Source organism: Mycobacterium sp. (genome assembly GCF_025933915.1).
Classification (GTDB): domain Bacteria; phylum Actinomycetota; class Actinomycetes; order Mycobacteriales; family Mycobacteriaceae; genus Mycobacterium.
The window spans coordinates 1-18240 of the sequence record NZ_JAICZA010000011.1; the positions used below are offsets into that span (position 1 = coordinate 1).

15 protein-coding genes and 1 pseudogene are annotated in these 18240 nt (G+C 68.1%); 7 read left to right on the forward strand and 9 right to left on the reverse strand.

Annotation, left to right across the window (positions count from 1 at the left end):
• The 3 genes and pseudogenes from Q0W90_RS02940 to Q0W90_RS02950 form a co-directional block, all read right to left on the reverse strand.
• Nucleotides 1-808 (reverse strand): annotated as a pseudogene (locus Q0W90_RS02940) (DNA-directed RNA polymerase subunit beta); the annotation flags it as partial.
• 404 nt (nucleotides 809-1212) lie between these two features.
• The gene (locus Q0W90_RS02945) at nucleotides 1213-2223 is read right to left on the reverse strand and encodes an ATP-binding cassette domain-containing protein (RefSeq protein ID WP_297594946.1); all 1011 of its coding nucleotides are present in this window, start codon (nucleotides 2221-2223) and stop codon (nucleotides 1213-1215) included.
• Between the two features lie 172 nt (nucleotides 2224-2395).
• Entirely contained in the window at nucleotides 2396-3898 is a 1503-nt protein-coding gene (locus Q0W90_RS02950) for a carotenoid oxygenase family protein (RefSeq protein WP_297773084.1), read from the reverse strand.
• Nucleotides 3899-3960: 62 nt separating this feature from the next.
• Here Q0W90_RS02950 and Q0W90_RS02955 point away from each other — a divergent pair, with 62 nt between their 5' ends.
• Nucleotides 3961-4653 (forward strand): TetR/AcrR family transcriptional regulator, encoded by a 693-nt coding sequence (locus Q0W90_RS02955; RefSeq protein ID WP_297594944.1) that lies wholly within the window; start codon nucleotides 3961-3963, stop codon nucleotides 4651-4653.
• A 60-nt stretch (nucleotides 4654-4713) separates the two neighbouring features.
• On the opposite strand, the gene rplL is transcribed toward Q0W90_RS02955, so the two are convergent.
• The 6 genes from rplL to Q0W90_RS02985 all read right to left on the reverse strand — a co-directional run bounded on the left by rplL (nucleotide 4714) and on the right by Q0W90_RS02985 (nucleotide 12254).
• Complete coding sequence (gene rplL / locus Q0W90_RS02960; RefSeq protein WP_008260886.1) at nucleotides 4714-5106, reverse strand: 50S ribosomal protein L7/L12; 393 nt, start codon at nucleotides 5104-5106, stop codon at nucleotides 4714-4716.
• 33 nt (nucleotides 5107-5139) lie between these two features.
• Complete coding sequence (gene rplJ, locus Q0W90_RS02965; RefSeq protein WP_297594943.1) at nucleotides 5140-5772, reverse strand: 50S ribosomal protein L10; 633 nt, start codon at nucleotides 5770-5772, stop codon at nucleotides 5140-5142.
• A gap of 260 nt (nucleotides 5773-6032) precedes the next feature.
• A complete protein-coding gene (locus tag Q0W90_RS02970) occupies nucleotides 6033-6473 on the reverse strand; it encodes a DUF1772 domain-containing protein (protein ID WP_297594941.1) in 441 nt (146 codons plus the stop codon).
• 41 nt (nucleotides 6474-6514) lie between these two features.
• Complete coding sequence (locus Q0W90_RS02975; protein ID WP_297773087.1) at nucleotides 6515-7435, reverse strand: ROK family protein; 921 nt, start codon at nucleotides 7433-7435, stop codon at nucleotides 6515-6517.
• Between the two features lie 5 nt (nucleotides 7436-7440).
• Complete coding sequence (locus Q0W90_RS02980) at nucleotides 7441-8058, reverse strand: malonyl CoA-ACP transacylase (protein ID WP_297773089.1); 618 nt, start codon at nucleotides 8056-8058, stop codon at nucleotides 7441-7443.
• Complete coding sequence (locus Q0W90_RS02985; RefSeq protein WP_297773091.1) at nucleotides 8055-12254, reverse strand: NEW3 domain-containing protein; 4200 nt, start codon at nucleotides 12252-12254, stop codon at nucleotides 8055-8057. The genes Q0W90_RS02980 and Q0W90_RS02985 overlap by 4 nt, the downstream gene beginning before the upstream one ends.
• A gap of 61 nt (nucleotides 12255-12315) precedes the next feature.
• On the opposite strand from Q0W90_RS02985, the gene Q0W90_RS02990 reads away from it, so the two are divergent.
• The 6 genes from Q0W90_RS02990 to mmaA4 all read left to right on the forward strand — a co-directional run bounded on the left by Q0W90_RS02990 (nucleotide 12316) and on the right by mmaA4 (nucleotide 18220).
• Nucleotides 12316-12900: a DinB family protein gene (locus Q0W90_RS02990; protein ID WP_297773125.1), complete on the forward strand. Its 585-nt coding sequence runs from the start codon at nucleotides 12316-12318 to the stop codon at nucleotides 12898-12900.
• Between the two features lie 40 nt (nucleotides 12901-12940).
• Nucleotides 12941-14302: an AarF/ABC1/UbiB kinase family protein gene (locus tag Q0W90_RS02995; protein WP_297594933.1), complete on the forward strand. Its 1362-nt coding sequence runs from the start codon at nucleotides 12941-12943 to the stop codon at nucleotides 14300-14302.
• A gap of 10 nt (nucleotides 14303-14312) precedes the next feature.
• Entirely contained in the window at nucleotides 14313-15218 is a 906-nt protein-coding gene (locus Q0W90_RS03000; protein ID WP_297773093.1) for an alpha/beta hydrolase, read from the forward strand.
• 87 nt (nucleotides 15219-15305) lie between these two features.
• On the forward strand, nucleotides 15306-16166 hold the full coding sequence (locus Q0W90_RS03005) for a cyclopropane mycolic acid synthase family methyltransferase (RefSeq protein ID WP_297594925.1): 861 nt from the start codon (nucleotides 15306-15308) through the stop codon (nucleotides 16164-16166).
• 127 nt (nucleotides 16167-16293) lie between these two features.
• A complete protein-coding gene (locus tag Q0W90_RS03010; RefSeq protein WP_297594923.1) occupies nucleotides 16294-17160 on the forward strand; it encodes a cyclopropane mycolic acid synthase family methyltransferase in 867 nt (288 codons plus the stop codon).
• 163 nt (nucleotides 17161-17323) lie between these two features.
• Nucleotides 17324-18220: a hydroxymycolate synthase MmaA4 gene (gene mmaA4 / locus Q0W90_RS03015; RefSeq protein WP_297699110.1), complete on the forward strand. Its 897-nt coding sequence runs from the start codon at nucleotides 17324-17326 to the stop codon at nucleotides 18218-18220.
• Nucleotides 18221-18240 lie beyond the last annotated feature (20 nt).

Sequence of the window (18240 nt, forward strand, 5' to 3'; positions counted from 1 at the left end):
CGTCCGAGGACGCGATGTGGTCCTTGTCGAGGGTGGAGATGATCGTCTCGGACCACGCGAAGTGCTCGCGGATGCGGTCCTCGGACCAGCCGAGCGCCTTCAGCAGCACCGTGATGGGCTGGCGGCGCTTGCGGTCGATGCGCACGCCGACGGTGTCGCGCTTGTCGACGTCGAACTCCAGCCACGCGCCGCGGCTCGGAATCACCTTGACGCTGTGCAGCAGCTTCTCGGTCGACTTGTCGATGGTCTCGTCGAAGTACACACCGGGCGAGCGGACCAGCTGGCTGACCACCACGCGCTCGGTGCCGTTGATGATGAAGGTGCCCTTCTCGGTCATCATCGGGAAGTCACCCATGAACACCGTCTGGCTCTTGATCTCACCGGTGTTGTTGTTGATGAACTCGGCCGTGACGAACAGCGGGGCCGCGTACGTCATGTCCTTGTCTTTGCACTCGTCGACCGGCGCCTTGACCTCGTCGAAACGGGGGTCGGAGAACGACAGCGACATCGAGCCGGAGAAGTCCTCGATCGGCGAAAGCTCTAAGAGCACCTCTTCCAGGCCGCCCACCGGGGTGACCCCCACGGCCTTGCCCTCGCCGCGTGCGGCGGCCGCCGCACGCCACCGCGGCGCGCCGATCAACCACTCGAAGGCGTCGATCTGCACGTCAAGCAGACCCGGAACCTCGAGCGGTTCGCGGAGCTTGGCGAAGGAAACTCGGTTGGGCGCTCCGGGCACGGAGCCGTTTGACGAACTTCCGTTAGAGGAATTTTGTGGGCGATCCGTCTTGCTCTGGCGGAAATCAGCCAAGATGCATCCTTCCAGCACCTCGTGCGACTCACGAAGGCCGGGAATACCGGCCAGCTCGCCGCGAATTGTGTCGGTTCGGCCGGCGAACGATCTGTCCGGATCTCACGCGCGCAACTAAAGAACTAAGCCACGTAGGGGGCTCAGGCTTAGACCACGGTGTCAAGTGGCGGGTGAGGTGGGCAGGAGGTAGCCAGCGCAACGTCCAACAATAGCGCAGGACTGCGCATTCCTCAACTTCCCAGTACTGGCGGTCCAGGGACATCGACGCTGGCTGGCGATCTCGACTTCCCTTGAACAGTTCAGGTACATGCTGCCCAACAGACTGGCTCGTTTAGGGCCCGTCGTCAAGAGGGCGGGCCGCCGTGTTACGCGGAGTTCTCGCGCAACCCGCCGGGGCGGGCGCCCTAACCGCCGAACTCGTTCGCCCGGTACCGGTGGGTGCCCTCGAGGTCGTCGAGGATGGCGGCTTGGGCGCTCTTGGGCAGGGTGTGCAGAATCTCGCGCACCCGGGCCTGGCGGCGGGCGACGGCCTTGCGCTCGGGCATCCCCGGCGTCGCGACGATCTGCGGCGGCACACCCTCGATCTCCTCGACACCGCCGTCGCGGTGACCGGCATCGACCATGGCCTGCTCTTCGGCCATGGTCGCCTCGTCCTTTTCCTCCGACATGCCGATCGGCCCGATGCGGCGGCCGTTGAGGAACTGCCGCACCACCGGCTCGTCGCTGGTCAGCAGCACCTCACGCGGGCCGAACATGACCAACTTGCGGCGGAACAACATGCCCATGTTGTCCGGCACGGTGCGGGCGATGTTGATGTTGTGCGTCACGATCAGGACGGTGGCGTCGATCTGGGCGTTGATGTCCAGGATCAGCTGGCTCAGGTACGCGGTACGAACCGGGTCCAGACCCGAGTCCGGCTCGTCGCACAGGATGATCTGCGGGTCCATCACCAGGGCCCGGGCCAGGCTGGCGCGCTTGCGCATACCGCCGGAGATCTCGCCGGGGAACTTCTTCTCGTCGCCGCCCAGGCCGACCAGGGTCAGCTTCTCCATGACGATGTCACGGATCTCGCCTTCCTTCTTCTTGGTGTGCTCGCGCAGCGGGAACGCCGCGTTGTCGAACAGGTTCATCGAGCCGAACAGAGCGCCATCCTGGAACATCACGCCGAACAGCGTGCGGATCTCGTAGAGCTCCTTGGCCGAACACTGCAGGATGTCGGTGCCGTCGATGACGACCGAGCCGCGCTCGGGGCGCAACAACCCGATCAGTGACTTCAGGAACACCGATTTGCCGGTACCCGACGGCCCCAGCAGAACGCTGACCTCCCCGGAGGGGATTTCCAACGTCACGTCTTCCCAGATTCTCGAGGAGCCGAAGGACTTCGTCAGTCCATTCACCTCGATAGCGACGCCCATGGGAAATCCTTCCGTCGACACTCGTGCCCGCCACCTGCCCTTTTGTGTGGCATGAGTCACTGTAGCGCACGCCTGCCACACGGCATCAGGGTTGCTGAACACCGCCGGAAAAAATTAGCCGCCCGCAGACTCGGCCGGAAGCCCCGACGGCGCAAGTTATTTGACGCACGTGTTAGCCGGCTGGCGCCCAGTTCCCGTGGAAGCCCATCGGCACCCGCTGCGGCAGGTGGACGGTGGCGACGTGCTCGAGTGTCTGTGCGTCCAGCAACAGCAATTGGCCTTCGTCGCGGCCGCGGTGATAGCCGAAGCCCATCAGGATGCCGTCGTCCTCGGCGCGTGCCGCCGGGTCGGGCACGAACGACATCTCCCCGAGTAAAAGGCCGGGATCGAGTTCGGCGGCGGTGCTGGAATCGGTGGCGTAGTCGTGCTTGTACAGGGCGCTGGACATCTCGGATGCGCCGTTCGACAGGTAACCGCCTTCGGTACCGATGGTGTAGCCGAACCGGTGCCGCCCACCCAGCAGGGTCTCGTTGATACGCGGGAATTCCTGGGGGCGATCGTCGCGGCGTTCGCTGGTCAACGCCCCCGTCGCCAGGTTGAGCGTCCAGCGGTCCAGCGTCGGCCGGCTGTCGCCGGGACCGCGTAGGTCACGGTCGAACATCCGCGAGTAGCGCACCACATCGAGCACCAAAACCTCTGCCCCGTCCCGCATTTCGGAGTAGGCGTTGAGCGGGTGGTAGACGTAGCAGGGCTCGATGTCGAACCAGCGCATGTCTCGACTGCCGCCGTCCCGTGGCATGACCCCGATGCGCGGCGGGTAGTCGTCATCCCACGTGTAGGGCATCCGATCGATCGGCCGCCGATTGCGATTGAGCATCGTCGCCATCGGGCTGGGCAACCGCACGCGCCCGATGAGCGACTGCATGACCAGCCGGGCCGGCAGGCTCAACCAGCGGGGCACGTTCACCGGCATTACCTGGACGGGGTCGAACGTGACCGGCAGGTCGTAGATCACCACGTATTTGTCAGTCAGCGAGAAGTCGTGCATCATCGGCGACCCGCCCACCTCGATGTCGACGGTGCGCCGGGCTCGGCCGCGGGTGTCGATCACCGAGTACTGCACGGTGCGCCCGCGGGTGAACGAGTAGGAGACCGCGTGCAATTCGCCGGTCCGCGGATCGGCGTGCGGATGGGCGGTGTATCCGCCGAACAGGGTCCCGTCGAAATCGCAGGGCCCTTCGGTGTCCAGCTCGTCGGTCAGCCGGTAATTGGCCCCGCCGCCCTCCACGAGCGCCAGCGTGTGTCCGGCGTGGCTCAGCACGTTGGTGTTGGGACCGACGGAGAGCATGCCGGCGCGCGGGTTCAGCCCGCTGGGTGCCGGCTCGCCGAGTTCGGCGCAGACGTGGGCGGTGCGCACCCACCGGTTGCGATACCAGCACGCCTGGCCATCGCGCAGCGCAACCCCGTGCACCATGCCGTCGCCGCTGAACCAGTGGTAGGTCGCGGGGTCGACCTCGGCAACCGGGTTCGGCCCGTTGCGCAGGTAGCGCCCGTCGAGGTGTTCGGGGATGCGCCCGGTGACCTCGAGGTCGGTGGCGGTGACCTCCGCGTTCACCGGGGCCAGGAAGCCTTCGAGGTAGGGGTTCGACGACTTGACGGTTTCTCTGGTCGTCATGGCTGAGCTCCTATAACATTGTTATTTCAGCGTTATTGGCACGCTACGCCCCGGGTGAGAAGATGGCAAGGATGACTTCGGAGGTACGGGGCGGCGTCCGCAACGTCCGGGACGACATGCTGTCCGCGGCGGTCGACCTGCTGCACGAGCACGGCCCCGACGCACTGCAAACCCGCAAGGTGGCCGGCGCGGCGGGCACCTCGACGATGGCCCTGTACACCCATTTCGGCGGGATGGGCGGGCTGATCGCGGAGGTGGCCGAGGCGGGACTGCGGCAGTTCGACGCCGCGCTGGCCGTGGCCGAAAGCGACGATCCGGTCGCCGACCTGTTCGTGATCGGTGCGGCCTACCGGCGCTACGCGATCAAGCGCCCGCACATGTATCGGCTGATGTTCGGCAGCACCAGCGCACACGGCATCAACGCGCCCGCCCACAACGTCCTGACGCTGACGGTCGCCGAGATCGAGCGGGGCTACCCCAGCTTTGCGCACGTCGTGCGCGCGGTGCACCGGTGCGTGCTGTCGGGGCGGATCGGCGCCGGTGCGGCCGACGACGACGCGGCGGTGGTGGCGATAGCGGCCCAGTTCTGGGCGTCGATCCACGGATTCGTCATGCTGGAGCTGGCCGGCTATTACGGCGATGACAACTCGGCCGTCGTCCCGGTGCTGGGTTCGATGACGTCGAACCTGCTTGTGGCGCTTGGGGATTCACCGGAGAAGGTGAACCGGTCGCTGCGGTCGGCGGCGTCGCGCTGAGCAGACACAAAGCCCCCGACACGCCGGGCGTGTGGGGGCTTGTGTGTCTGCTCGGCAGAACTACTTGACGGTGACGGTGGCGCCGGCGGCCTCGAGCTTGGTCTTGGCCTCGTCGGCGGCCTCCTTGGCGACCTTCTCCAGCAGCGGCTTGGGTGCGCCGTCGACCAGGTCCTTGGCCTCCTTGAGGCCCAGGCCGGAGACGATCTCGCGGACTACCTTGATGACGCCGATCTTCTTGTCACCGGCGGACTCGAGGATCACGTCGAATTCCGACTGCTCCTCGGCGGCCTCGGCGGGCGCGCCACCGGCGGCCGGGCCGGCCGCGGCGACAGCGACCGGGGCGGCCGCGGTGACCTCGAAGGTCTCCTCGAACTTCTTGACGAAGTCGGAGAGCTCCAGCAGGGTCATTTCCTTGAAAGCGTCGAGCAGGTCGTCAGTAGACATCTTTGCCATGGGTGTGGGTCCTTCCTGATTTCGGGTTGGGGTTTATTCGGCTTCGGCCGGGGTTTCCGGAGCCTCAGTGGGTGGTTCCGAAGCTGCTTCTGCGGCGGGTTCCGCGGCGGCGGCGGGTTCTGCGGCGGGAACTGCCGGCCCCGCTGGTCCCTCTGCGGCCTTCTTCTCTTGCAGCGCGGCCGCGAGCCGAGCGACCTGCGAAGCCGGGGCGTTGAACAACCCGGCCGCCTTGGCGAGGTTGCCCTTCATCGCGCCGGCCAGCTTGGCCAGCAATACCTCGCGCGACTCGAGGTCGGCGATGCGCTCGACTTCGGCGACCGTCAGCGCGCGGCCGTCCATGTAGCCGCCCTTGATGACCAGCGCGTTGTGTTCCTTGGCGAAGGTCTTGATGGCCTTGGCGGCGTCGACCGGTTCCCCGGTGACGAACGCGATGGCCGTCGGACCGGCGAAGAGTTCGTCGAGGCCCTCGACCCCGGCTTCCGAAGCCGCGCGCTTGACCAGCGTGTTCTTGGCCACCGAGTAGGTGGCCGCCCCGCCGAGCGAGCGCCGCAGCGCGGCCAGGTTGGCGACCGTCAGACCGCGGTACTCGGTGACCAGGGCCGCGGTCGATTCCTTGAACTGCTCGGCGATGTCTGCAACGGCGGTGGCCTTGTCAGCCCTGGCCATGCCTACCTCCTGAAGTGAGAGTCATGCGACGTGTCGTCTCGATTCCCCCGAAAATCGACGAACGCCCCGGCGCAGGAAGCGGCCGGGGCGTAAAAACACGCCGGCGCGAGCCGGCGCTGGTGCCTCGTCCTCCTGCGTGGGCCGCCGGGATGCTCCCGGACCTTCAACCGATTGCTCGGTGACCGACGGTCTTCGGTGGATCGGCTAACAGAATAGCTTGGCCCGCGCGGTCAGCCAAAACGGCGTCCTCAGGTGACGGCTCAGGTGACAGCGAGGGTCAGCAGGACGAACGCCGCCAGCAGCAGGATCACTCGTAGTCGATGCCGTCGATCCCACCGGGCCGCGAGCTCGCGGGAGAGCTCACCTGTGGCCGGCCATTTCGCGATGCGGTTGTTGATCGGCACCAGCATGGTGACCGTCAGCAACACGGCCGCGCCCATCAGGCCCCCGGCGACGCCGCAGAGCCAGTCGCGCGGCGCTCCCCGCTCCTGGACGGCGAGCGCCACCACCAGCAGCAGGGTGACGGCGTACCAGAACGGCATCGTCGTGCCCAGCGCTCGGGCGGCACCGCCGCGGGCCGCACGGAAGGCGTCATCGGGCAGCCGGGCGATGACCGGGTTGAAGAAAACCGCGACCGCCAGCTCCACGCCGACCATCAAACCCGTGATCACAATCGCGAGCGCGTCGATGCCGTGGTTCATGCAGCCAGCGTAGGGAGCCGTCCGGGGCCGTCTGCCGCGCGTCAGCCGAGGGCCGCGAGCCGGGCGGCGCCGATCAGACCGGCTTCACCGCCGAGCTCGCCCGGCACCACGCGCAGGCCGGACAAGAAGTCCAGTCCCGCGTAGTCGCCGAGCTTGGCCCGCAGCGGGTCGAAGAGCAGCGGCCCGGACTTGGCCACCCCTCCCCCGATCACGACGAGGTCCAGATCGCAGACCGCGCCGACCGAGGCGATCATCGCGGCGAGAGCGTTGGCCGACCGATGGAACGCCCGCTGGGCCAACGGGTCTCCGGCCGCCGCCGCAACGGCCAGGTCGCTGGCGCCCGCGCCGGGCGGTGCGGCCCATCCGTTTTGCCGCGCCCAGCGCACCATCCACGGCCCGGACGCCACCGTCTCCACGCAGCCGCGGCCACCGCAGGTGCAGGGCGAACCGTCCAGGTCGACCACGACGTGCCCGACGTGACCGGCGTTGCCGGTGCGTCCGGTGTAGGGGACGCCGTCGAGCACCAACCCGCCGCCCACCCCGGTCGAGACCACCATGCCCAGCAGGAACCGGGCGTCCGGCCCCGCGCTACGGCCCGCACCAATCCAGTGCTCCCCCAACGCCATACACAGGCCGTCGCCGCCCAGTATCACCGGCAGCCCCGGCACCGTCGCGGCGACCCGGTCGCGCAGCGGGAAGCGGTCCCAGTTCGCGATGTTGATCGGGCTGACCGATCCGGTGCGCCCATCGATCGGCCCGGCCGAGGCGATGCCGACGGCGGTGATCGGGGCGTCGGCCGCCCGCAACGCGTCGGTGATCATGGCTTCGACGACGGCCCACACGTCGTCGGAGGCGGCCGTGGCCGGGGTGGGGCGGATCGCGGTGTACGCGAGCGCGCCAACCGAATCGACCAGTGCGGCAGCGATTTTGGTGCCGCCGATGTCCAAACAGAGGGTAAGCATGGCGTTCAGTGCCGGTGGGTGTTGTCGGGTTGGCGGGGGTCGCCGGGATGCTCGTACCCGGGTGCGAGCCGCACCAGCTCGGCGCGGCGGGCATCCAGCCACAGCCGGAAGGCGCGCCGGCGCGCGGCGCCGCGCAGATGTTCGGCGATCACCGATCGCACCTCGCTCAGCGGTGGTGCAACCAATGCTGTTGTGCGCCAGCCATTTTGACCCCGTCGGGTTGCGGCGAATCGCAGCGGGTTGCGGGCGTGATAGGCGGCCACCTCGCCATCGGTGACGTGCACCGCGGCGGTGACATCGGCGAACAGCGCCCGGGCGCGCGGATCGGCCAGCACGGCCGCGGCGACGCTGCCGATCTCCAGCCGCGCGGTCGCGTCGGGCAGCAACTCGGTCTCGGGCGGGGCCCCGCACGCGGTCAGCCCGCGCGCGCCCGCCTCCGTGGCGATCAGGCGTTGGGTCACGATCAGTTGGGTCAGCCAGCGCCGCAGTTGACGGCCCTCGCCGGTGCCGCCGGCCGGCAGCGCGCCCGCTGCCCGCGCGGCGCGCAGCCGCGCTTCGGCCGCGTCGATTTCGGCGGACGACACGGGGACGCCGGCGACGGTGGCGATCGGGTGGTTGTTCATGTCACCGTCACCTGCACGGCGGGCGAGTAGATCAGCCGGCCGGCGCAGCCGATGCGCACCAGCGCCCACCACCGGCCGGGTTCCAGCCACGCCGGCGGGGTCAACCGGAAGCCGAGGTCGACGGTGCCGCGGGCGGGCAGGACCGCGCCGAGCGCGGCGGGGCCCATCCATTCCCACGTCCCCCACGGGCTGATCAGATGCGCCTCCAGCCCCAGGTCGGCCCGGGCGCGGGTGCCGACCGTGACGGTCAGGTCGCCCGCTTGCCCGGGTCGCAGCGTGACCTCGCTGGGCCCGCCGGCGAGGTAGATCAGCTCGCCGGGGTCGGCCGGCCCGCTCCCCACCGCCACCACGCACACGTCCTCCACCCCTTGCCGCCACGAAGTCGGGATCCCGTCCCCGGTGAGGCGCAGCTCGGCCCGGACCGGGTAGAGCCCGGGTTCGGCGCCGAGCGGGATCGACATCACCACGTCGGCCTCCAGGTGGCCACCGCTGCACAGGGCGAAGGGCAGCTTCGCCGGTGCGGCAGACCAGCCGTCCGGACACGCCAGGACGACCGCGCCGCGCAGCGGGGCGTCGCTGCAGTCGCTGGCCGCCGTGAGGCGCACGGTCACCTCGCCGCCGGGCCGCGCGCTGATCAGTGTCGGGTGCAGGTGGGCGACCGCCGGCAGCCCACCGAGCGGCGCGGGGCCCCGGTTGTGCAGCCAGTAGCGGGCGTACAGGGGTTGGGCGACCTCGGCCTGCGGCGCCAGCCCGGCGGCGGGCGATACCGCCGCGGGCGTGTCGAGGCGGGCGAGCACGGTTGCCACCTGGTAGCCGTGCAGGTCGACCGAATCCAGGCACTCGGCTGGGTGTTCCAGGAGATCGGCGCGCCGCAGGTCGCTGATCGCCGCGAAGTCCGAGCCGAGGACGACGCGGGTGCGGGCACCGGTCGTTTCCACCAACCGCAGCGCGACCGCGTTGGGGTCGAGCTGCGCCGCGCTGCCCGCGGTCAGTGGATTGCCGGCCGCCTTGAGCGCCGCCAGGTGCACCGATTCGGCGGGCTCGACGCGCAACAGCGACCCGGCCGGCGACGGCGCGCCGTCGCCTCGGCCCCCGGCCACGGCCAGGAGCGGCTGGGAGAACTGTGCGCTGCGGGCGGGGATTTCGGCGCGCCGCCAGTCGCCCTCGCCGCTGACCACTGCGTAGTCGAAATCATGGGTCCAGTGCTGAAGCTGGAAGTTGGAACCGTCCGGCGCGGTGCGGCGGGGGTCGTCGATCCAGATGCCCGACGGCCAGCCGGTGCAGGAGCGCATCAGCGCCGTGTGCAGGGTGCCCTCGGTGTCGGCGGCGAAGCTGGGCACCCCCCGGTTGAGCAGGGCGACGGTGCGGTCCTCGAATGCATCGGTTCCCGGCGGGGGTTGTTGCGTGACGACGATCTCGGCGTCGCCGAGCTCGTCGGCCACCGAGGCGATCGCCGCCCGCAGTTCGTTTTCGTCGCGGCCGTCGATCACCAGCACGGGCAGCGCCCGCAGCGGGCGCAGGTCGGCGCCGGGCACCCACACCGCGGCCAGCGGCGTCGCGGCCGGCACCCACACCCTGGCCCGGCCGGCCGCCGCCAGCTGACGGTCCAGTTCTTCGGCGTAGACCGGATCGGCGTGGGCCAGCAAGGCCCCGGTGAAGGCGTTGCGGTCCGGCCCGCCCAGCGCGATGCGCACGTCGGGCAGGTTGGAATCCACCTCGAGGTAGCCGTAGCGCGGTTTGTCCGCGGCGCTGCAGGTGGCCGTGACTCCGGCGCGGACCAGCGCCACCATCAGCTCACGCGCCAGCGGTCCGGACAGCGTCTCCGCCGGCGACACCACCTCGGCGACCGATATCGCCCGCACGCCGGCCCCCGAAACCCGCACCCGGGCCGCCGACGACAGGCCGAACCAGCCGTACGCCGGGTTGTCCAAGGTCCACAGGTGTCGTGCGGTATCCACCGAGCGGGAGCCGCTGGGAGTGGGGTGCAGCAGCGCGAAACCCCGACCGACGACGGCGTCGCCGACTTCGCTGACCGGCATGGCGCCCGGCACCGGGCACGGCCAGCGCAGCCGCACCAGCTGATCGGCGCCGGTGAACTCGCCGATCGTGGTGCGGCAGTCCACCCGGGCGACGCCTCGCCACAGCGTCAGGGTTTGGGTGTAGCGCAGCAGCGTGCCGATCCGGCCACGCACCACCACCCGCTGACCGAGGGGACCGTGGTAGGCCCGCACCCGCGCCCGCGCTTCCGACGAGCACACCACCGGTCCCTTGGGCAGCAGATGCCACGGGCCCTCGCCCTGCGTCGGGTGCGAGGGATATTCCTCGTAGACGGCGAGCTCGTTGCCCACCCGGCCGTCGGCGATCAGCTCGCGGCCCCCCTGGCCAGACAAGTCGATCAGCGAGGCGACCGCCCCGCCGCGGGCGGCGTCGACCTCGATCCGGTAGTGCTCGTTGGCGATCAGTGATCCCGGCGCCGGTTCCCAGCCGGTCGCGCGGTCGGCTTTATCGGCGGGAGCCAGCCGGTAGGCCCGCCAGCCCAGCGACGGGACGTCGCGGGCCAGCCAGGTGACCGAGCTCCCGTCGTGCTCGACAAGCGCGGGCAGCTCGGCGCCGTCGGCGTCCAGCACCCGCGCGCCCGCGCGCAGCGGCGGATCGACCCGGGCGGTGACGATGTCGGTGCGCTCCTGCGTCAGCGAGTTCCACACGATGACGTCCCCATCGATCGCACCCGACAGCAGCGCCAGTGAGTTGTCCCGGGCCTCGCGACCCAACTCCCACGCGTCGCGCCAACCGGTCAACAGGTCGAGGTAGACCTGGTCGGACTCCGAGCCGGTGATTGCGTCGTGGTGCGCGCCGTAGGCCAGCTGCACCCACGCCTTGGCCAAGGCGGCATGTGGGTAGTCGACGCCGGCCGTCAGCGCCGCGAACACCGCGAAGCGCTCGGCCGCCAGCACGGTGTTCTCCGCGGCCCGGTTGGCTTGCTTGGTGTCGATGTACGACACGTCCTTGCCGGTGTAGATCGGATTCATGTCGCGGGTCTGCGGCGACGGCGCACACTCCCGCTGCGCCAGTTCGGCGCGCACCGCCGCAAAGAATTCGCGCGGCAGCGCGCACACGAATCGCGGCCAGGTGTAGCGGGCGGCCCAGTCGCGATGGATGGCGGTGACCCACGTGTTGGGCGGGGTGTAGTCGGTGCCGACGGGCAGCAGCACGTTGCGGGTCAGCGCGACCTTTTTGAGCTGGTCGAACAGCTCGTACGTGGCGTCCTCGGCCTCGCCCAGCGACGTCGCGGAATCCATCCACCAGCCCGCCGAGTAGTGCGCGGGCATGTAGTGGGTGAGCAGGCCGCGGCCCGACGGCGAGATCCACTCGAACTCGCTGCAGAACTGCATGCCGCCCAGGCCGCCGTCGCTGTGCATCGGGCCCCACTGGTGGTGCGGTCCCCGGGCCCACGAACTCGACGTCAGGCCGGCGTCGGCGGCCAGCCCGGGGAACTGCGGGTCGTGGCCGAACACGTCCAGCTGCCACGCGGTCGCCGGGTCGGCACCCAGGATGTGACGCTGAAAACCCATGCCGTGCACCAGGTTTCGAATGGTCGTTTCCGGGCTGGTCAGATTGGTGTTGGGTTCGTTGTAGGTGCCGCCCATCACCTCGACGCGGCCCTGCGCGATGAACCGCCGCAGGTCGGCGCGGTCCTCGGGCCGGGTGTCCCAGTACGGCTTGAGGTAGTCCACCTCGGCGAGCACGAACTTGTACTCGGGCTCGCGGCGCGCCATCTCCAGGTGTGCGTGCACGAGTTCGAAGCCGTTGGTCTGCCGGGCCCGCCCCGGCGGATCCTCGGTCCATTCGCTGGTATAGGCGCCCTGCGTGTTCCACCACACCGGGTCGTAGTGGAAATGACTGACCATGAACATGGTCCAGCCGGGCTCGGCGACGGTGAAGTCAAATGGCAGTCGCGCGCGGCCGGCGTGCACCCGCGCGGGCCGGCGCTCACCGACGACCGGACCCTCCACGGCGACCGGGACCTCGATCACTTCCCGGCCGGCCTCGGCGAGGATCTGCCCGCCCAGTCCGTCGCCGTCGATGCGGATCGGCGTCGGCTCGGCGCACCCCGAGACGGTGAGCCGGACCAGCTGCAGCGGCGCGTCCGGCGGCCCGACGAATAGCTCGGTCGAGCGCGCCGAAACCAGCTGCATCCCCGCACTTTACGGCGTGCGGACGAACTACGATCGGACAATGCCCGCCCTCGCCCGACCGGTGGCCGACGAACGCAGCGCCCTGCGCGAATTCCTCGCGTTCCACCAAAGCGCGTATTTCGCCGTCTCGCACGGCCTCACCGACGAACAGGCCCGGTCCGCGCCGTCGGTCAGCGCGCTGTCGATCGGCGGACTGGTCAAGCACGCGACCGGGATGCAGCGCAGCTGGATGGCCCGCGTCGCCGCCGCTCCGGACGCGCCGCCGAAAGACACCCGCCCGTTCGAGCAGATCAGTAAGGAGTTCGCGGATCAGCATGTGATGCGGCCCGACGAGACGCTGGACGGGCTGCTGCGGGCGTTCGAGGCGCAGAACGCGAAATCGCTTCGGCTGGTCGAGACCGCGGCCCTCGACGCCGCGGTGCCCGTGCCGCGGGACATCCCGTGGTTCCCGAAGGACCAGGAGGCCTGGTCGGTGCGCTGGGTGATCCTGCACGTGATCAACGAGCTGGCGCGGCACGCCGGGCACGCCGACATCATCCGGGAGACCATCGACGGCGCCACCATGTATGAGCTGATCGCCGGGCTCGAGGGCTGGGCGATCCAGGGGTGGGTGCAACCGTGGCGAAGCGGGGATCGGCCCCGGTAGAGATTGGGACTTGGCAGAGCCGATTTGGCAGACTGCTGGGATGGGTTCTACCAAACATCGCGAGGTGGCCAAGCTCGACCGGGTGCCGTTGCCGGTCGAAGCGGCCCGGGTAGCGGTGACAGGCTGGCAGGTCACCCGCTCCGCCGCTCGCATCGTCACCACGCTGCCGGGCCGCGGGCCGTGGCAGCAGAAGGTGATCAGACAGCTCCCCCAGACCTTCGCCGACCTGGGGCCGACGTACGTCAAGTTCGGGCAGATCATCGCGTCCAGTCCGGGGGCGTTCGGCGAATCGCTGTCCCGGGAGTTTCGTGGCCTGCTGGACCGGGTGCCACCCGCGGACCCCGGCGAGGTGCACAAGCTGGTCATCGACGAGCTCGGGGCCGACCCGTCCGAGCTGTTCGCCACCTGGGACGAAGAACCGTTCGCCTCGGCCTCCATCGCCCAGGTGCACTACGCGACCCTGCACAGCGGTGAGGAGGTCGTCGTCAAGATCCAGCGGCCGGGCATTCGCCGCCGGGTCGCCGCCGACCTGCAGATCCTCAAGCGCTTCGCCCAGGCCGTCGAGGTGGCCAAGCTGGGCCGCCGGCTTTCCGCGCAAGACGTCGTCGCCGACTTCTCCGGCAACCTGGCCGAGGAGCTGAATTTCCGGCTGGAGGCGCAGTCGATGGAGGCGTGGGTGTCGCACCTACACGCCTCCCCGCTGGGCCGCAACATCCGGGTGCCGCAAGTGTATTGGGACTTCACCAGCGACCGGGTGCTGACGATGGAGCGGGTCTCGGGCATCCGCATCGACGACGTCGCCGCCATCCGCAAGGCCGGGTTCGACGGCGTTGAACTGGTGAAGGCGCTGCTGTTCTCGCTCTTCGAAGGTGGGCTGCGGCATGGGCTGTTCCACGGCGACCTGCACGCGGGCAACCTCTACGTCGACGATCAGGGCCGCATCGTGTTCTTCGATTTCGGCATCATGGGCCGCATCGACCCGCGCACCCGCTGGTTGCTGCGCGAATTGGTGTACGCGCTGCTGGTCAAGAAAGACCATGCCGCGGCGGGCAAGATCGTGGTGCTGATGGGCGCCGTCGGCACCATGAAGCCCGAAGCCGAGGCCGCCAAGGACCTGGAGCGCTTCGCCACCCCGCTGACCATGCAGACGTTGGGCGACATGTCCTACGCCGACATCGGCCGGCAGTTGTCGACACTGGCCGACGCCTACGACGTCAAGCTGCCCCGCGAGCTGGTGCTGATCGGCAAACAGTTCCTCTACGTCGAGCGCTACATGAAGCTGCTGGCGCCCAAGTGGCAGATGATGTCGGATCCGCATTTGACGGGGTATTTCGCGAACTTCATGGTCGAAGTCAGCCGCGAACACTCCTCCGACGTGGACCAGTCCGACGTCGAGGTATAGGAGCCCTTCGGTGCAGGTCCGCGCGGGGCATGCCATATCAGGCGGCCTGAAGCTGTACTACGAGGACATGGGCGACATCGACGACCCGCCCGTCCTGCTGATCATGGGGCTAGGGGCCCAGCTGCTGCTGTGGCGGATCGCCTTCTGCGAGAAGCTGGTCAGTCGGGGCCTGCGTGTCATCCGGTACGACAACCGCGACGTCGGCCTGTCCAGCAAGACCCGCTACGGCAGCTCGGGGCAGCCGCTGGCGGCGCGGTTGGTCCGGTCCTGGCTGGGTCTGCCCAGCCGGGCGGTGTACAAGCTCGAGGACATGGCCGACGACGCCGCGGCCGTGCTGGATCATCTGGGCATCGACCGCGCCCATGTCGTCGGCGCGTCGATGGGCGGCATGATCGCCCAGATCTTCGCCGCGCGATTCCGCGAGCGCACCCAGACCCTGGCGATCATCTTCTCGAGCAACAATGCGGCCCTGCTGCCGCCGCCGGCACCGCGCGCGTTGCTGGCGCTGCTGAAGGGGCCGCCGCCGAACTCGCCGCGCGAGGTGATCATCGACAATGCGGTGCGCGTCGGCAAGATCATCGGTAGCCCGCGCTACCGCGTCCCCGACGAGCGGGCCCGCGCCGAGGCCGCCGAGGGGTATGACCGCAACTACTACCCGCAGGGCGTGGCGCGGCATTTCGCCGCGGTACTCGGCAGCGGCAGCCTGCGGCGCTACAACCGCGAGACCGTCGCCCCCACCGTGGTAATCCACGGCCGGGCGGACAAGCTGATGCGGCCCTTCGGAGGCCGCGCGGTGGCCCGCGCCCTCGATGGCGCCCGATTGGTGTTATTCGATGGGATGGGTCATGATCTGCCACAGCAGTTGTGGGATCAGGTGGTTGGCGTGCTGACAAACAACTTCGGCAAGGCGTGCTGAGCCAAAGAGCATCCCGTAGACGCATTTCTTCGCATTTTCAGTCCAGTCACAGCGTTGTACGGTTGTCGAAGGAGGGTGGGTGTACCAATGGTCAAGCTGGAACCGTATTACGAAGAATCGCAGGCAACCTACGACATTTCGGACGAGTTCTTCGCATTGTTTCTTGACCCCAACATGGTCTACACCTGCGCCTATTTCAAAGACGACGACATGACGCTGGCAGAGGCACAGCTTGCCAAGTTGGATCTGGGACTGGACAAGCTGAACCTCGAGCCGGGAATGACGGTGCTCGATGTCGGCTGCGGCTGGGGCGGGGCCGTGGTGCGAGCGGTGGAGAAATACGACGTGAATGTCATCGGCATCACGCTCAGCCGCAACCACTACGCGCGCACCAAAGCGAGGCTGGCCGCGATCCCGACGACTCGGCGGGCCGAGGCCCGGCTGCAGGGTTGGGAAGAGTTCGACGAGCACGTCGATCGGATCATCAGCTTCGAGGCCTTCGACGCATTCAAGAAGGAACGCTGGCCCGCGTTCTGGGATTGGGCGTACGAGACCCTCCCCGACGACAGCCGGATGCTGATGCACAGCATATTCACGCACCCGCAGTCGCACTGGAAGGAAGTCGGCATCAAAATCACGATGTCCGACCTGCGTTTCCTGCACTTCCTCGGCAAGGAAATCTTCCCCGGCGGGCAGATGTGCGGCGAATCCGACATCGTCGACTTGTCGCGAGCCAGCGGTTTCTCGCTCGAGCAGACCCAATACCTGCAGCCGCATTACGTCCGGACCCTGGACACGTGGGCGGCCAATCTGGAGGCCAATCGCGAACGCGCCATCGCCATCCAGTCCGAAGAGGTCTACGACCGCTTCATGCGCTACCTGACCGGCTGCGCGGGCCTTTTCCGCAAAGGCATCTCCAACGTGGCCCAGTACACGCTCACCAAGTAACGCCTGACGTCGTTCGCTCGGGGTTTGCGCTGAACCGAACGGTTAGGCGCCTCGTCCTTCGGGGTATACGTGCTTGCGATCCTGACTGTCGAGGGGGCCGGCGAGGTCCGGGAAGGCGTTTCGCCTGATGGCCGCCAAAGACTTGACGCCGCATTTCGGAGATGTGCAGGCGCATTATGACCTGTCCGACGACTTCTTCCGCCTGTTTCTCGACCCGACCCAGACCTATAGTTGCGCGTACTTCGAGCGCGACGACATGACGCTGGAAGAGGCGCAGATCGCGAAAATCGATCTGTCGCTCGGCAAATTGGGGTTACAACCCGGTATGACGCTGCTCGACGTGGGCTGCGGGTGGGGCGCCACTCTGCGCCGGGCGATTGAGCGGTATGACGTCAACGTGATCGGCCTGACGCTGTCGAAGAACCAGGCCGCGCATGTACAGCAGTCGTTCGACGAGATGGACAGTCCGCGTGGTAAGCGGGTACTTCTCGAGGGTTGGGAACAATTCAACGAGCCCGTCGACCGCATCGTGTCGATCGGCGCGTTCGAGCACTTCGGCCCCGACCGCTACGACGGATTCTTCACAATGGCCCACAACGTGCTGCCCACCGATGGCGCGATGCTGCTGCACTCGATCACCGGCTTGTCGCAACAGGTAGCCATCGACCGGGGCTTGCCGATATCCATCGAGCTGCTTCGCTTCCTCAAGTTCCTCCAGACCGAGATCTTCCCCGGTGGCCGGTTGCCGACGATCGAAATCGTGGAGGAGCACTCGTCGAGGGCGGGCTTCACACTGACCCGCCGCCAATCGCTACAGCAGCACTACGCCCGAACCCTCGACCTATGGGCCGACGCCCTGCAGGCACACAAGGACGAGGCCATCGAGCTACAGTCCCAGGAAATCTATGAGCGCTACATCAAGTACCTGACCGGCTGCGCCAAGCTGTTCTGGGACGGCTATGCCGACGTCAACCAGTTCACGCTGGAAAAGTAGGCTATGTCTCCACGGTTGGGGTATCCACGGTCGGGCTGGCGACGCGCACCCCATCCTCGTGAGATGATGCCTCGACGTTGGGTATCGTTGCCGGTCACACCGGGCCCCTCGATGCGTACGTGGGTTATAGGAAGTGAACCTCATCCAGGAGAACAGGACGAAAATGGCTGAGCAACCGACTGCCCCGACGAAGACGCGGACGCGTTCGGAGGACATCCAGGCGCACTACGACGTCTCGGACGATTTCTTCGGCCTGTTCCAGGACCCATCGCGGATCTACAGCTGCGCCTTCTTCGAGCGCGACGACATGACCCTGGAAGAGGCCCAGTACGCCAAGATCGACCTCAATCTCGACAAGCTGGATCTGAAGCCGGGCATGACCCTGCTGGACATCGGCTGCGGCTGGGGCACCACCATGAAACGCGCCGTCGAGCGGTTCGACGTCAACGTCATCGGCCTGACGCTGTCCAAGAACCAGCACGCCCGCGCCGAGGCCTTGCTCGGTTCCATCGACAGCAACCGCTCGCGCCAGGTGCGCCTGCAGAACTGGGAGGACTTCACCGAGCCGGTCGACCGCATCGTGTCGATCGAGGCCTTCGAGCACTTCGGCCACGAGAACTACGACGACTTCTTCAAGCGGACCTACGGCATCATGCCCGACGACGGCCGGATGACGGTCCAGAGCAGTGTCAGCTACCACCCGTACGACCTGGCCGCGCGCGGCAAGAAGCTCAGCTTCGAGACGGCGCGCTTCATCAAGTTCATCGTCACCGAGATCTTCCCCGGCGGCCGGCTGCCCACCACCCAGATGATGGTCGACCACGGTGAGAAAGCCGGTTTTGTTGTGCCCGAGCCGCTTTCGCTGCGGCCGCATTACATCAAGACCCTGCGCATCTGGGGCGACACGCTCGAGTCGAACCGGGACAAGGCCATCGAGGCCACTTCCGAAGAGGTCTACAACCGCTATATCAAGTACCTGCGCGGCTGCGAGCGTTACTTCACCGAGGAGATGCTCGACGTCAGCCTGGTGACCTACCTCAAGCCTGGTGCGGCCGCCTGATTCCCCGGCACCTGTCGGAT